This is a genomic window from Marinobacter sp. LV10R520-4 (genome assembly GCF_002563815.1).
Taxonomy (GTDB): Bacteria; Pseudomonadota; Gammaproteobacteria; order Pseudomonadales; family Oleiphilaceae; genus Marinobacter.
The window spans coordinates 3,244,969-3,260,023 of record NZ_PDJM01000001.1 but is presented as its reverse complement, the minus strand read 5'-3'; the positions used below and the strand labels follow the sequence as shown (position 1 = coordinate 3,260,023).

Here is a 15,055-nt window from a genome sequence, read left to right as displayed (position 1 = left end):
CGCAGCTGACTCCGGCCGATCGCAGCCCTTTTCAGATGCAGCTTTAAGGAGCGCAAGTTTGGACCTTCAACTTTCCAGCCGTGTACAGTCAATCAAGCCTTCCCCCACTCTAGCAGTCACCAACAAGGCAGCAGAACTTCGTGCTGCCGGCCAGGACATTATTGGCCTGGGCGCCGGTGAGCCAGACTTCGATACGCCAGATCACATCAAAGCGGCTGCAATTGAGGCCATTCATAACGGCCAGACAAAATACACCGCGGTCGACGGCACTCCGGCGTTGAAAAAGGCGATTATTGCCAAATTCAAGCGCGACAATGGCCTGGATTACGAAGCCAACCAGATACTGGTATCAAGTGGTGGCAAACAAAGCTTTTTCAACCTTGCCTTGGCTGTTCTGAACGCCGGCGACGAAGCCATTATTCCTGCGCCTTACTGGGTATCTTACCCGGACATGGTATTGGTAGCCGAAGGCAAGCCAGTCATTCTGGAAAGCACCGCGGAAACCCGCTTCAAGATCACACCACAGCAACTGGAAGGCGCGATCACCGACCGCACCCGCCTGTTCGTGATCAACAGCCCGTCGAACCCCAGCGGCATGGCGTACACCCTCGAAGAATTGCAAGCTTTGGGCGAGGTGCTGAAAAAGTACCCGCAGGTAATGATTGCAACTGACGATATGTACGAACCCATTCTGTGGACGGGTAAGCCTTTTTGTAACATTCTGAACGCCACCCCGGAACTGTACGACCGCACCTTTGTGTTGAACGGCGTGTCTAAAGCCTATGCCATGACTGGCTGGCGTATCGGTTATGCCGCAGGCCCGGCCAAGGTTATTGGCGCGATGAAGAAGATCCAGTCGCAAAGCACGTCTAACCCGGCGTCTATTTCCCAGGCAGCTGCGCAAGCGGCATTGGATGGCAGCCAAGACTGCGTGCAAACCATGGTAACAGCGTTCCACGAACGTCACGATTACCTGGTGGGGGCCTTGAACACCTTGCCGGGTGTTGAGTGCCTGAAAGGCGACGGCACTTTTTATGTATTCCCTAGTTTCCAGGGCGTGATTGACGCAGACAGCAGCGTGAGCAATGATGTGGAGTTCGCGGAAAAGCTGCTGAAAGAAGCCGGCGTGGCGCTGGTTCCTGGCTCGGCATTTGGTATGCCGGGGCACATGCGATTGAGTTTCGCCACCAGTCAGGAAATCCTGAAGAACGCAATTGATCGGTTGAAGAAAGCTCTGGGATAATTTTCCCGGAGGGGTTGACGAGGCGAGGCGGCATGACTAGTATACGCGCTTCGTCTTACGACGATGTTCCCTGATAGCTCAGTTGGTAGAGCAACGGACTGTTAATCCGTTTGTCGCTGGTTCGAGCCCAGCTCGGGGAGCCACTATTTAAAAGCCCGCTAATTCTTTGGATTAGCGGGCTTTTTCGTTTCAGTGTTTACCGTGGTAGAGCCAGAAACAACAGCGAACTACAAACCCGCCACCTCAGCATAGATCGCCTCCAAAGCAGCCAGAGGATCAGGCGCCTGGGTTATGGGCCGGCCGATGACCAGGTAGTCGGAGCCGGCGTTTAGGGCCGCTGCGGGGGTCATGATACGCTGCTGGTCGCCTTTGTCGGCGCTGGCCGGGCGGATGCCGGGGGTGATTAACCGGAAAGCGGCGCCCTGCTCTGCTTTTAACTTGGGGGCTTCCTGGGCTGAGCAGACTACGCCGTTCAGGCCGCAGTTTTTTGTCAGGGTGGCCAGGCGCGATACATGCTCTTCGGCGGAGACATTTATGCCAATGCCGCTGAGGTCGTGTTCCGTCATGCTGGTCAATACGGTAACCGCAATCAGCAGCGGCTTGTCGGCGCCGAAGCGTTCCAGGCGTTCGCGGCAGGCGGTCATCATTTTTTCGCCGCCGGAGGCATGTACGTTCACCATCCACACACCCAAGTCCGCCGCTGCGGCAACGGCACCCGCAGCAGTGTTGGGAATGTCGTGGAATTTCAAATCCAGAAACACCTCGAAGCCACGCTGCTGAAGCTCGCGAACCAAAGCCGGGCCAGCGCTGGTGAACAGCTCTTTACCCACTTTCAGGCGGCATTTTGCTGGATCCAGCTGATCGGCCAAGGCCAATGCGGGCTGATCAGAGGGGAAATCGAGGGCAACGATGATGGGGGATGATTGGGTGCCTTGCACGCTAGGGCTCCTGACGGTAAATGAATGGGTGTAATCTATAGCGGATCGCTGGTTTATTCTGCGTCTACGCCCTGAATCGGACGAACGGTTTCCCATTGGCGGCAGCTTGGGCACAGCCAGTGCAGCTGCTGGCCGTCAAAACCGCAGTTTACGCAGCGGTAGACCGAGCGGTCGTGCAGTATCAATTCGCCGATACGGCTGACCAGACGGCCTTCGTCGGTGGTCATGCCTTTTTCGTAACCGGCCATTTCAACCAGCTGCAATAAACCCCGTACACTTGGACGAACTTCCAATTCGCGACGAAGCAGGTCAATAGCAGCCGGGCGGCCAGAGCGGCGCTCTACCGATTCTACCAGCGCCAGCAACAAACTGGTGCTGGGGTAGCCTTCATAAAGCTTGCGCAACTTGCGACCGAGCTTGCCAATATCGCCGTGTTCGCGTTCCAGCTTCATCAGCTGGTCGATGGCTTCCGGGCCGAAGTCCGGGTTCTGCTCGAACACTTTGATTGCCATGGTGCCGGCTTCGCGGAAGCTACCTTGACGGATCAGCAATTTCATCAGTATCAGAGTGGCGCGCACGCAAGAGCGATCGAATTCCAGCGCCTCTTTGGCCAAACGCTGGGCGCCCCAGCGGTCATCCTGGCGCAGTGCCTGCTCTGATTTCTCGCAGGTCAGATAAGCCAGAATTTTAAACATGGCCGGGTCTGCATCGCCGCGGGTGAGCGTTTGGGCTACCTGAGAAGCTTTATCCCACTCACGCTCGCGTTCGTACAAATCAATCAACTGGGTTGCGGCACTGCGGCCATATTCACGATCGCCCATCAACTGCTGTAACAATGCCTCTGCACGGTCGAGCAAACCGGCATTAAGGTAATCCAGAGCCAGTTCCAGAGTCACTTGAGGAGAATAACGGGCGGGAAGTTCAGGGCGGTCGAGCAAATTTTGATGAATCAGAATAGCGCGGTCGGTTTCACCTTTGTTACGAAAATGACTGCCAATGGATAAGTGCAGGCTTACCGTATCGCGGTTGACCGCCAGTGACTGAACAAAGTTGTCCACTGCCTGGTCGGAGTAGTTGGTGAACAGGAATTGCAAACGGTCACGCACCGATTCTTCATCGGCTATTACCCCATTGCGGCTGCTCGAACCCCCGAAGCGGCCAACAGCCCAACCAACCGCGACTGCCGTGCTAACCAGCAGCCACTGAAACATCATGTCCATTAAACTGTCCGGTCGTTCTGAGCGCGCTCTTTTCCCAGTGTTTTTTCGATACGTTCAAGTTTTTTCTGTAGTGATCGCCGCGACACCTTAGCCTTTACCGTAGCCAGTGTGGCCATCAGAACGCCCATCAGCACTCCCAGCACAAAAGCCAAAATAATCCACATGGCCACACCATGGGGGCGGGTTTCAAAAACCAGAAAGTTCAGCGGAACGGCCATCTGATTATTCAACGAGAACACCAGTGCCAACAGAACCAGCACTAATACCAATAGAACGATCAGGATTTTCTGTAATCCCGCCATAACAATAGAACTCCTGAAGGCCACTCAGGCCCGATTGAGAAACGGCACCCAACGCAAAATCAGAAACCCTGCTTCAGACTCTCGTTAACCTGTTCGCGCAGTTCTTTGCCCGGTTTAAAGTGGGGCACAAATTTTGCCGGTAATTGCACGGCTTCACCGGATTTCGGGTTACGCCCTACCCGCGCAGCACGATGGTGGAGGGAAAAACTACCAAAACCGCGGATTTCGATGCGTTGGCCATCTGCCAAGGATCGGGACATGTGCTCGATAATGGTTTTTACCGCCAGTTCCACATCTTTTACCGACAACTGCGTCTGCTTTGAAGCAATTAACTCAACCAGTTCCGACTTTGTCATGAGGTATTTCCCTCTTGCGTTATTATTCGGTGAATGAAACTACTTTACCATGGCTGTAGTTTAGCCACACCGAAAAAAAACACAAAAAAAACGGGCTCTTAGAGCCCGTTTTTTTGATACAACTCAGAAATTAATCTTTGTTGGCGTTCTGCTGCTGCATCTGTTCCTTGATGAGATCACCAATGGTGGTCGCACCGGAGGAGCTTTCTGCAGTCTTGGTACGCACAGTCTCAATAGCCTGCTTGTCGTCTTCAACGTCTTTCGACTTGACGGACAGGTTGATAATGCGGTTCTTGCGATCAATGCTAATGATCTTAGCTTCAACTTCTTCGCCTTCCTTCAGCGCGTTACGTGCATCTTCAACACGGTCACGGCTGATTTCGGAAGCCTTCAGAATGGCTTCAACTTCTTCGCTCAGGGTAATAGTAGCTGCTTTGGCGTCGACGGCAGACACAATACCTTTAACGATGGAGCCTTTATCATTAAGCTGAACGAACTCGGCAAACGGATCGCTTTCCAGCTGCTTGATACCCAGAGAAATACGCTCGCGCTCGGGATCTACAGACAGGATAACGGTGTCAACTTCGTCGCCCTTCTTGTATTCACGGACGGCTTCTTCGCCTGTCTCGTTCCAGCTGATATCAGACAAGTGAACCAGACCGTCGATGCCACCGTCCAAACCGATGAAGATACCAAAGTCAGTGATTGACTTGATCTTACCGGAGATTTTGTCGCCTTTGTTGAAGTTGCCAGAGAAGTCTTCCCATGGGTTAGATACACACTGCTTGATACCCAGGGAAATACGACGACGCTCTTCGTCTATATCCAGAATCATCACACCTACGTCGTCGCCAACTTGGACAACTTTAGAAGGATGAATGTTCTTGTTGGTCCAATCCATTTCAGACACGTGAACCAAACCTTCAACGCCTTCTTCCAGCTCAGCAAAGCAGCCGTAATCGGTCAGGTTGGTAACCCGTGCTGTGACCTTGCTACCTTCTGGGTAGCGAGCCTTGATTTCAACCCAGGGATCTTCACCCAGCTGCTTCAGGCCCAGTGATACGCGGTTGCGCTCACGGTCAAACTTCAGAACCTTGACGTTGATTTCGTCGCCAACGTTCACGATTTCGCTCGGATGCTTGATGCGCTTCCAGGCCATATCGGTGATGTGCAGCAGGCCGTCAACACCGCCCAGATCTACGAATGCGCCGTAATCGGTCAGGTTCTTGACGATACCCTTGATTGTCAGACCTTCGGTCAGGGTTTCCAGCAGCGCTTCGCGTTCGGCGCTGTTTTCAGCTTCCAGAACGGCACGACGTGAAACAACCACGTTGTTACGCTTCTGGTCGAGCTTGATAACCTTGAACTCAAGTTCTTTGTTTTCCAGGTGCGCGGTGTCGCGAACCGGGCGAACGTCTACCAGTGAGCCCGGCAGGAACGCACGAATACCAGCCAGATCAACGGTGAAACCACCCTTAACCTTACCGTTAATAATACCTTTAACCACTTCTTCCGCTGCGAAGGACTTTTCAAGCACTGTCCAGGCTTCTGCACGCTTGGCCTTTTCGCGGGATAGGCGGGTTTCGCCGAAACCATCTTCAACTGCTTCAAGGGCTACGTCTACAACGTCGCCTATGACTACTTCCATCTCGCCTTTTTCATTCAGGAACTGGGAGGCGGGGATAACGCCTTCGGACTTCAGTCCGGCGTTAACGGTGACCCAGTCGCTATCGATATCAACAACGGTTCCCTGGACGATGGAACCTGGCTGCATATCAATTTCTTTTAGGCTTTCTTCAAAAAGATCCGCAAAGCTTTCGCTCATTATGAGTCCTATATGTTCAACGCAAGTATCTCGTGCCGCCAGCAACACGGTCTGTTAATTAAGTCCGGAATCAGCCTGAGGCTGGCAGATTGTGCTGTCCCGGATTTCCAATGGCAAAGAAGTGCCGTCAGGTCTGGCCTGCTGCTGCCATACACCTGCCCAACACTTCTTCTATGCTTAACCCTGTGGAATCAATGACTTGCGCATCATCCGCGGGCTTAAGCGGGGCAGCTGAACGATTCATATCTCGTTCATCGCGTACCCGTATCTCATCTAAAACGTTGGCAATACTAACATCGACGCCGGCTTGCAGCAACTGGCTGAAACGACGTTGTGCCCGCTCTTCAGCGCTGGCCGTCAAAAAGATTTTTACCGGGGCGTCCGGGAACACCACCGTACCCATATCGCGACCGTCGGCGACAAGACCTGGCGCCTTGCGAAAATCGCGCTGGCGCTGCAACAAAGCGTCCCGAACCGACTGCATCACAGCCACTTTGGACGCGTTGCTGCCGCATTGTTCGGTGCGGATCGCGGCGCTTACATCCTCACCGGCCAACAACACTTTTGCAGGCTCCCCGGGAGGTGTGGGTTCAAAAGTGACATCCAGACTGGCAGCCACCGCCATCAGAGCGGGTTCGTTGTCTAACGCCACGCCCTGGCGCTCGGCTGCCAATGCGGTCAAACGATAAAGAGCGCCGCTGTCCAACAGATGCCAGCCCAGCTTGCGAGCCAGCATTTGGGTAATGGTGCCTTTACCGGAACCACCCGGGCCATCCACCGTAATAACCACTGCCGGCTGCTCACCCATCAAGCATCTCCCTGGCTTTGGATATTCATACCCACTTGCTGCGCCAGTTCGACAAAACCGGGAAACGACGTTGCAACGTTGGCGCAGTCGTTAATGACAATCTCGCCCTTTGCACGCAGTGAGGCCACCGCAAACGACATGGCAATCCGATGATCGCCGTGGCTGTTAACAGTACCGCCGGTCATGGTCTGGCCGCCGTCAATAATGATGCCGTCGGGGGTGACCGTGGTTTTAACGCCAACCGCTGCCAAACCGTCCGCCATTACCTGAATACGGTCACTTTCTTTAACCCGCAACTCTTCTGCGCCGCGCAGCGTGGTGCGGCCTTCGGCGAAGGTAGCAGCGATGAACAGCACCGGAAACTCGTCAATGGCCAGCGGCACTTCCCTTTCAGGAATATCGATGCCTTTTAGTAGGGCGTAACGCACGCGAACATCCGCCACCGGCTCGCCGCCAATGGCGCGCTCGTTACTCACGTCAATGTTTGCACCCATTAGCCTCAGTATGTTGATCACCCCGACACGCGTGGGGTTCATGCCAACGTGACGCAATGTCAGGTCAGAGCCTGGCGCGATACTGCCGGCTACCAGAAAAAACGCCGCGGACGAAATGTCGGCCGGCACATCAATATTGCAAGCAACCAGCTTGCCGCCACCGCTGACGCTGGAGGTCGCGTCATCGCGATACACATGGTAACCAAAACCCTCCAGCATGCGCTCGGTATGGTCACGCGTGGGTGCAGGCTCGGTGACTGACGTGACGCCATCGGCGTATAACCCGGCCAGTAATAAGCAAGATTTTACCTGGGCACTGGCCACCGGCATATCGTAGTGAATACCGGTCAGTGGCTGGCCGCCGCGAATTTTCAGCGGTGGCCGCCCGCCTTCGGCCGTATCAATCACCGCACCCATGGCGCGCAGCGGGTCGGCCACCCGGCTCATCGGCCGCTTGGTAAGGCTGGCGTCACCTACCAGTTCGGAGTCAAACGCCTGAGCTGCCAGCAAACCAGAAAACAGCCGCATGCCTGTACCGGAGTTGCCCAGATAAATGGGCCCGCGCGGCGCCTGCAAGCCGTTCATGCCAACACCGTGAATGCGCACGAAGCCATTATTGGGGCCTTCAATGGTCACACCCATATCGCGAAACGCTTGCACCGTGGCCAGGCTGTCTTCGCCTTCCAGAAAGCCGTTCACTTCGGTAATGCCCTCGGCCAAGGCACCCAACATGATGGAGCGGTGCGACATGGATTTGTCGCCCGGCACCCGAATATCTCCCACAATTGGGCCAGCGGACTGAGCCCGGAAGGTCACCTGATGTTCTGTATTGTTAGTCACGTAGGCCTGTCCTGAGAGCATTTTTGAAAAGTGTTCGCGAGCAGCTCGGGCACGAGTGAAAACCCGCAGCAGAGTGTCTCCATCCTGGTCGGCAATGGCCGAACGCAGCTGGTCGAGATCTTGGGTAAACCGGTCAATCGTGAGCAGCACAGCGTCGCGATTTGACAGAAAAATATCACGCCACATAACCGGGTCGCTGGCAGCGATGCGGGTAAAATCACGGAATCCGCCGGCCGCGTAGCGAAATATATCCATATTCTGGTCGTCGCCGGCGAGGGTGTCCACCAAGGAAAACGCGATAAGATGAGGCAGATGGCTGGTGGCTGCCAACACTTCGTCATGATGCTCCGCGGCCATGGTCAGCACGTTAGCATCGCAGGCGCGCCACATGGCGGTTACTTTGCCCAAGGCTTGCGGGCAAGCATCATCCGCAGGCGTCAAAATGACTTTGTGTTTGGCGAACAGCTGCGAATTCGCCGCCCGAATGCCGCTTTTCTCCGAGCCGGCAATGGGGTGGCCTGGTATCACCGTTGCCGGCAAGTGTCCCAAAACTGCGCGCACATCGTTTACAAATCCGCTTTTCGTACTGCCCACATCGGTAATAATGGCATCGACCTTCAGCGCCGATTGTATTTCCCGCAACACCGACTGGGTGGCTTTTACGGGCACTGCCAACACCACTAGATCGGCGCCGCTGACCGCCTGCGCGGCAGATTCTGCAGCGCAGGCGATCACACCCAGCTCTACGCCCAGGGCCAGTTCGTCGGCGCGGGTGTCAAAACCCACCACTTCTTCCGCCAGTTTGTTTTCGCGCAGGGCCGCAGCCAGCGAGCCGCCGATCAACCCCAGGCCAATCACCGCAACACGCTGAAACAGAGGCTGAGCTATGGGCATATTAAGCGCCCTGCCCGGACGTCATCAGAACTTGTGATAAAGCTTCAATAAAGCGCGCGTTTTCTTTCGCAAGGCCCACCGACACCCGCAGGTGTCGCGGCATGCCGTAACCGGCAACGGGGCGCACGATCACGCCGTGAGCCAAAAGCGCCTGATAGACACCCAGCGCCTGCTCACCCACGTCTACCGCGATAAAGTTGGCGGTAGATGGAATATACGACAGTCCCATGGCATCAAACGCAGCGCTAAGCTGAGCCAGACCATCACTGTTCACCCTGCGTGCTTCATTAAGATAAGCTTCGTCGCTCAACACCGCCGTAGCCGCTGCCAAAGACACGCTACCCACATTGAACGGCTGACGCACCCGGTTAAGAATGTTGGCAATGGCCGCAGAACTGATGCTGTAACCAATGCGCAGCGCCGCCAGGCCCCAAGCTTTGGAAAAAGTGCGGCACACAATTAGATTGGGATAATCGGGCAACAGCACCAAGCCGTCAGCGGCATCCTCGCCCTGCATGTATTCGCAGTAGGCTTCGTCTAGCACCACTAGCACCCGCGCAGGCACTTCGCCCATAAACGCTTTCAAAGCTTTAGCGCCGTGCACCGTGCCTGTAGGGTTGTTGGGGTTGGCCACAAAAATCAGTTTTGTGCGATCGGTAATGGCCGCTGCCATGGCATCCAGATCATGCCCCCAGTCTTGCGCTGGAACGCACACGCCCCGAGCGCCAATCGCTTGGGTCACAATCGGGTAAACAGCAAAGGCGTACTGGGAATAAATCACTTCGTCATCCGCACTGGCGAAACAACGGGCGACCACTTCCAGCAGATCGTTAGAGCCATTGCCCAAAGTCAGTTGTGACGTCTCGACAGCAAAACGCTTAGCCAGGGCCTGCTTCAGATCAAAGCCGTTTCCGTCTGGGTACAAGCACAGCTCGCCCATCGTCTGTTGCGCGGCCTGTACGGCTTTTTGGCTGGGGCCCAGCGGATTTTCGTTGCTGGCCAGCTTGATGATGTCAGCCGGATTCAGTCCCAGTTCCCGCGCTAATTCTGCAATGGGTTTGCCTGGCTGGTAAGGCGACAACGCCTGAACACCGGATACTGCAAGACTCTGGTAATCAATTGCCATGATTTATCCTTAAAGCGGGTTAAAGCACACCAATAGGGTAAGAGCCCAAGCGCTTGAGTTCTACCGCTTCTGCATCCACTTCGGCCAATACTTTGCGGGCGGGCTCGTCGTCCATATGGCCTTCAAAGTCGATGTAGAACACATAGGCCCAGGTACCCGTTTGCGAGGGCCGGGTTTCAATGCGAGTCAAGCTGATGCCGTGGCTGTGAAACGGCTCTAACAACTGATACAAGGCGCCCGGCTTATTGCGCATAGACACCAGCACCGACGTTTTATCGTGCCCGCTGGGGGTAACCGCTTCGCGGCCGATAATCAGAAAACGGGTGGTGTTGTCGGGCCGGTCTTCAATACTGTTAGCCAGCTTGATCAAACCGTAAAGCTCTGCCGCCATGTCGCCGGCAATGGCGGCCGTGCCAGGCTCTGCTGCGGCACGACGCGCCGCCTCGGCATTGCTGGAAACGGTGATACGCTCGATGCCGTAGCGGTGGGTATCCAGCCACTGGCGGCATTGGGCAAAGGACTGCTGGTGCGAGTAAATTCGGGTAATTTCCAGGCCATCGTGCTGCGGCGACACCATCAGGTGGTGGTGAATGCGCAGTTGCACTTCGCCGCAGATTTTTAACGGCGACGACATGAACATATCCAGAGTGTGGTTGATCATGCCTTCGGTAGAATTCTCAACCGGCACCACGCCGTAGTGCGCAGCCCCGGACTCCACTTCGCGGAACACCGCATCAATGGCCGGCATGGGCACGCTCACCACCGAGTGGCCAAAGTGCTTGAGCGCAGCGGCCTGGGTAAAAGTACCCAATGGCCCCAAAAAGGCAATGTGCAAAGGTTTTTCAAGGGCCAGGCACACCGACATAATTTCGCGGAACAAGCGCGCCATTTCCTCGCCGGGCAATGGCCCCGGGTTCTGCTCCATAATACGGCGCAGTACCTGCGCTTCGCGTTCCGGTCGGTAATACACCACGTCTTGCCCCGGATTGGCGGCCATTTTTACACGGGCCACCTCTTGGGCGCAGCGGGCACGGGCACTAATCAGCTTCATGATCTGCTGATCAATACTGTCTATTTCATCGCGCAGTTCCGCCAATCGAGCTTGCTCATCGCTCATGGTTAACCGCGCTCCCTGGCAAATTCCGCCATATAGGCGATCAGTGCGTCTACGCCAGCTTCCGGCATGGCGTTGTAAATGCTGGCACGCATGCCGCCTACTGACCGGTGACCTTTCAGGTTCAGCAACTGGCGCTCATCGGCACCTTTCAGGAAAGCACTGTTTAGCGCTTCATCTGCAAGGATGAAGGGCACGTTCATCCAGGAACGGAAGCGCGGGTCGATCGGGTTGGCGTAGAACGGGTTGGTATCAATAAAGTGGTACAGCTTTTTCGCCTTGCGGGCGTTGAGCTCGCCTATGGCGCTTACGCCGCCCTGATCTTTCAACCACTTGAAAACCAGACCCGCCAGGTACCAGGAATAAGTCGCCGGCGTGTTGAACATAGAGGCGTTATCGGCCATCACCTGATAGTTCATCATGGTCGGAGTTTTTGCGTGGGCTTTACCCAGCAAATCTTTGCGAATGATGACAACCACAAGGCCGGAAGGACCGATGTTTTTCTGCGCGCCGGCGTAAATCAGTCCAAATTTCGAGACGTCTACGGGGCGTGACAACATGGTGGATGACATGTCCGCAACCAGCGGCACCTTGCCGCTGTCGGGAACAAAATCAAACTCCAGGCCACCGATGGTTTCATTGGGCGTGTAATGCAGGTAAGCGGCATCGGCACGGGTTTTCCAGCCGGCCTGATCCGGCACGGTGGTAAAACCGCACTCGGCAGAACTCGCCACCACGTTCACGTCACCGTAACGGCGTGCTTCAGCGATGGCTTTTTCAGACCAGATACCGGTGTTCACGTAATCAGCGGAGGCCGAGTTACCCAGCAGATTCAGGGGCACAGTAGCAAACTGGCTGGAGGCACCACCCTGCATGAACAGAACGGCGTAATCGTCTGATACGCCAGCCAGATCACGCACATCCTGTTCGGCAGTTTCAGCGATTTCAACAAACTCGTCGCTGCGATGACTCATTTCCATCACCGACATGCCGGTACCGCGCCAATCAAGCATTTCGTCCCGCGCCTGTCGCAGCACCTGTTCCGGCAAAGTTGCCGGGCCTGCACAAAAATTATACGCCCTGCTCATGTTGCTCTGGTCTCTCGCGTCTTGCTGGTTCAGTGTGCCGGCTGCGGCGACTTATTCGTCGCCGGCATCCGCGTCGCCATTATCGTCTGCATCGGTGCTGTTGCCGTCAAGCGTTTCGCTGCCTGCTTGAACATCGCTACCGTCGCCTGAAACACCTTCAACCTCGGTGCTTTCGCCGCTGGCATTTTCATCGGTAATCTCTTCGGCGTCGGTTTCCGCAATACGCTCTACACCCACCAGGCGTTCGTCTTCCTGGCTGAGCTTAATCAGGCGCACACCCTGGGTGTTGCGGCTGAGCACAGAGACTTCATCGGTGCGGGTACGAACCAGCGTGCCTTTGTCCGAGATCAGCATCATTTCGTCGCCGTCGAACAGTTGCAGCGCGGTCACCAGGTTGCCGTTACGATCAGAACACTGCATGGCGATAACGCCCTGGCTGCCGCGACCGTAAGTGGGGAATTCGTCCAGGTTGGTGCGTTTACCGTAGCCGTGTTCACTGGCCATCAGTAATACGGCGTTATCCTGTGGAATGATCAACGACACCACGTGATGGCCTTTGGCCATACGGATGCCGCGTACACCCCTTGCGGTGCGGCTCATCGGACGCACCGCGTCTTCTTTAAAGCGTACGGCTTTACCCGCAGTGGAGAACAGCATGATTTCAGCGCTGCCGTCGGTGATCGCCGCGCCAATCAGGGTATCGCCTTCGTCCAGCGACAACGCAATCAGACCGCTGCTGCGTGGGCGGGAGAAGTTCGGCAGCGGGGTCTTTTTAACCACACCGGCTGACGTTGCCATCAACACAAACTGATCTTCCGGGTAGTCCCGAACCGGCAGGAAGGTGGTAATACGTTCACCCTCGTCCAGTGGCAGAATATTCACCATCGGGCGGCCCCGTGACGCACGGCTGGCGCGCGGAATTTCAAACACCCGCAACCAGTAGACCTTTCCACGGTTAGAGAAACACAGAATCGTATCGTGGGAGTTGGCCACCAGCAGTTTTTCGACGAAATCTTCGTCTTTCATAGAGGTCGCCGCTTTACCACGGCCGCCACGGCGCTGGGCCTGATAATCTTCCACCGCTTGCGTCTTGGCGTAGCCGCTGTGGGAAATGGTCACTACCAGCTCTTCTTCATCAATCAGATCGGCCACGGTTAAATCGCGGCGGGAACTGGTAATTTCGGTGCGGCGCTCGTCACCAAACTCTTCCACAATGGCTTGCAGTTCGTCGCGAATAACCTGCATAAGGCGCTCCGGGTTACCCAGAATGTCCAACAGGTCGGCAATACGCTCCAGAATTTCGCGGTATTCGTTTTGCAGCTTTTCGGTTTCCAGACCGGTCAGGCGGTGCAGGCGCAGGTCCAGAATCGCCTGGGCCTGTTCTGGCGACAGATGATATTTGCCATTGCGCAAACCATAAATTTCCGGAAGATCGTCCGGACGGCAGGCATCTTTGCCAGCGCGCTCCAGCATGGCCATCACGTCTTCGGATCCCCAACCCTGGGCAATCAACTTTTCCTTGGCTTCAGCGGCCGAAGGCGAGGCTTTGATCAGAGCGATGATCTCGTCAATATTGGCCAGTGCAACTGCCAGGCCTTCAAGAATATGACCACGCTCGCGAGCTTTGCGAAGCTCAAAAATCGTCCGGCGGGTAACCACTTCACGACGGTGACGTATGAAGGCGTCCAGCATTTCCTTCAAATTAAGGATGCGCGGCTCGCCGTCAATCAGCGCCACCATGTTGATACCGAACACGGTTTCAAGCTGGGTCTGTTTGAACAGGTTGTTAATGATCACGTCCGGATTCTCACCGCGGCGCAATTCGATAACAACGCGAATGCCTTCCTTGTTGGACTCGTCACGCAGCTCGGTGATGCCTTCCAGGCGCTTTTCTTTCACCAGCTCGGCGATTTTCTCGATCAACCGTGATTTGTTCAGCTGATACGGCAGTTCGGTGATGATCACCGCGTCGCGTTTGGTCTTGGCGTCGTGCTCGACTTCGTGGCGGGCGCGAATGTACACGCGGCCACGGCCGGTGCGATACGCCTCAACTATGCCCGCGCGACCGTTGATGATGCCCTCGGTGGGGAAATCCGGACCGGGGATGAACTCCATCAATTGGTCAATGCTTAAGTCTGGATCATCAATCAGCGCCAAACAGCCTTTCACCACCTCAGTGAGGTTGTGGGGCGGAATATTGGTGGCCATACCCACGGCAATACCAGACGAGCCGTTGATCAGCAGGTTGGGCACACGGGTAGGCATGACCACCGGAATCTGCTCGGTGCCATCGTAGTTGGGCACATAATCGACGGTTTCTTTGTCCAGATCGGCCAGCAGGGAGTGGGCGATCTTCTTCATGCGGATTTCGGTGTAACGCATGGCCGCAGCGTTGTCGCCGTCGATGGAACCAAAGTTACCCTGGCCGTCTACCAGCGGGTAGCGCAGCGAAAACGGCTGAGCCATGCGTACGATGGTGTCGTAAACCGCAGAGTCACCGTGCGGGTGGTATTTACCAATAACGTCACCCACCACACGGGCGGACTTTTTATAGGCTTTGTTCCAGTCGTTGTTCAACACCGACATGGCGAACAGTACGCGGCGATGTACCGGCTTCAGGCCGTCGCGCACATCCGGAAGTGCCCGGCCCACAATCACGCTCATGGCGTAATCCAGGTAGGACTGCTTCAACTCGTCTTCAATATTTACCGGCAGGATCTCTTTGGCTAACTCACCCATCGAGAAAGGTTCCTTTGCGTTAACTGAAAATCGTATCAGGGCCCGATTCTGGCCCCGTCAATGAGTTC

The 15,055-nt window shown here is 55.6% G+C and carries 12 protein-coding genes and 1 tRNA gene; 2 read left to right on the top strand and 11 right to left on the bottom strand.

Features of this window, described 5'->3' with window-relative positions; genetic code table 11:
• Positions 1–58: 58 nt before the first annotated feature.
• Both ATG98_RS15810 and ATG98_RS15805 read left to right on the top strand, forming a co-directional pair.
• A complete protein-coding gene (locus ATG98_RS15810) occupies positions 59–1,243 on the top strand; it encodes a pyridoxal phosphate-dependent aminotransferase (protein WP_098418076.1) in 1,185 nt (394 codons plus the stop codon).
• Between the two features lie 67 nt (positions 1,244–1,310).
• Positions 1,311–1,386, top strand: a tRNA-Asn gene (locus ATG98_RS15805).
• Positions 1,387–1,470: 84 nt separating this feature from the next.
• Here ATG98_RS15805 and pyrF read toward each other — a convergent pair.
• The 11 genes from pyrF to gyrA all read right to left on the bottom strand — a co-directional run bounded on the left by pyrF (position 1,471) and on the right by gyrA (position 14,987).
• Complete coding sequence (pyrF, locus tag ATG98_RS15800) at positions 1,471–2,181, bottom strand: orotidine-5'-phosphate decarboxylase (RefSeq protein WP_098418075.1); 711 nt, start codon at positions 2,179–2,181, stop codon at positions 1,471–1,473.
• A gap of 53 nt (positions 2,182–2,234) precedes the next feature.
• The gene (lapB, locus tag ATG98_RS15795; RefSeq protein WP_098418074.1) at positions 2,235–3,401 is read right to left on the bottom strand and encodes a lipopolysaccharide assembly protein LapB; all 1,167 of its coding nucleotides are present in this window, start codon (positions 3,399–3,401) and stop codon (positions 2,235–2,237) included.
• Complete coding sequence (locus ATG98_RS15790; RefSeq protein WP_098418073.1) at positions 3,401–3,703, bottom strand: LapA family protein; 303 nt, start codon at positions 3,701–3,703, stop codon at positions 3,401–3,403. Before ATG98_RS15790 ends, lapB begins: the two co-directional genes overlap by 1 nt.
• A 59-nt stretch (positions 3,704–3,762) precedes the next feature.
• Complete coding sequence (locus ATG98_RS15785; protein WP_014870821.1) at positions 3,763–4,059, bottom strand: integration host factor subunit beta; 297 nt, start codon at positions 4,057–4,059, stop codon at positions 3,763–3,765.
• 130 nt (positions 4,060–4,189) lie between these two features.
• Complete coding sequence (gene rpsA / locus ATG98_RS15780; protein WP_098418072.1) at positions 4,190–5,884, bottom strand: 30S ribosomal protein S1; 1,695 nt, start codon at positions 5,882–5,884, stop codon at positions 4,190–4,192.
• 127 nt (positions 5,885–6,011) lie between these two features.
• Positions 6,012–6,692 (bottom strand): (d)CMP kinase, encoded by a 681-nt coding sequence (gene cmk / locus ATG98_RS15775; RefSeq protein ID WP_098423795.1) that lies wholly within the window; start codon positions 6,690–6,692, stop codon positions 6,012–6,014.
• Complete coding sequence (locus tag ATG98_RS15770; protein WP_098418070.1) at positions 6,692–8,920, bottom strand: bifunctional prephenate dehydrogenase/3-phosphoshikimate 1-carboxyvinyltransferase; 2,229 nt, start codon at positions 8,918–8,920, stop codon at positions 6,692–6,694. The genes cmk and ATG98_RS15770 overlap by 1 nt, the downstream gene beginning before the upstream one ends.
• 1 nt (position 8,921) lies before the next feature.
• On the bottom strand, positions 8,922–10,046 hold the full coding sequence (gene hisC, locus ATG98_RS15765; protein ID WP_098418069.1) for a histidinol-phosphate transaminase: 1,125 nt from the start codon (positions 10,044–10,046) through the stop codon (positions 8,922–8,924).
• Positions 10,047–10,065: 19 nt separating this feature from the next.
• The gene (gene pheA, locus ATG98_RS15760) at positions 10,066–11,163 is read right to left on the bottom strand and encodes a prephenate dehydratase (protein WP_098418068.1); all 1,098 of its coding nucleotides are present in this window, start codon (positions 11,161–11,163) and stop codon (positions 10,066–10,068) included.
• Between the two features lie 2 nt (positions 11,164–11,165).
• Complete coding sequence (gene serC / locus ATG98_RS15755) at positions 11,166–12,248, bottom strand: 3-phosphoserine/phosphohydroxythreonine transaminase (RefSeq protein WP_098418067.1); 1,083 nt, start codon at positions 12,246–12,248, stop codon at positions 11,166–11,168.
• A gap of 51 nt (positions 12,249–12,299) precedes the next feature.
• Positions 12,300–14,987, bottom strand: a complete 2,688-nt coding sequence (gene gyrA / locus ATG98_RS15750; protein WP_098418066.1) for a DNA gyrase subunit A — start codon at positions 14,985–14,987, stop codon at positions 12,300–12,302.
• Positions 14,988–15,055 lie beyond the last annotated feature (68 nt).

Bases quoted from the DNA above. Each gene is read 5' to 3' on its own strand.
- ATG98_RS15790 (WP_098418073.1), bottom strand. From the start codon at position 3,703: ATGGCGGGATTACAGAAAATCCTGATCGTTCTATTGGTATTAGTGCTG.
- hisC (WP_098418069.1), bottom strand. From the start codon at position 10,046: ATGGCAATTGATTACCAGAGTCTTGCAGTATCCGGTGTTCAGGCGTTG.
- cmk (WP_098423795.1), bottom strand. From the start codon at position 6,692: ATGGGTGAGCAGCCGGCAGTGGTTATTACGGTGGATGGCCCGGGTGGT.
- gyrA (WP_098418066.1), bottom strand. From the start codon at position 14,987: ATGGGTGAGTTAGCCAAAGAGATCCTGCCGGTAAATATTGAAGACGAG.
- pheA (WP_098418068.1), bottom strand. From the start codon at position 11,163: ATGAGCGATGAGCAAGCTCGATTGGCGGAACTGCGCGATGAAATAGAC.
- serC (WP_098418067.1), bottom strand. From the start codon at position 12,248: ATGAGCAGGGCGTATAATTTTTGTGCAGGCCCGGCAACTTTGCCGGAA.
- ATG98_RS15770 (WP_098418070.1), bottom strand. From the start codon at position 8,920: ATGCCCATAGCTCAGCCTCTGTTTCAGCGTGTTGCGGTGATTGGCCTG.
- lapB (WP_098418074.1), bottom strand. From the start codon at position 3,401: ATGGACATGATGTTTCAGTGGCTGCTGGTTAGCACGGCAGTCGCGGTT.
- ATG98_RS15785 (WP_014870821.1), bottom strand. From the start codon at position 4,059: ATGACAAAGTCGGAACTGGTTGAGTTAATTGCTTCAAAGCAGACGCAG.
- rpsA (WP_098418072.1), bottom strand. From the start codon at position 5,884: ATGAGCGAAAGCTTTGCGGATCTTTTTGAAGAAAGCCTAAAAGAAATT.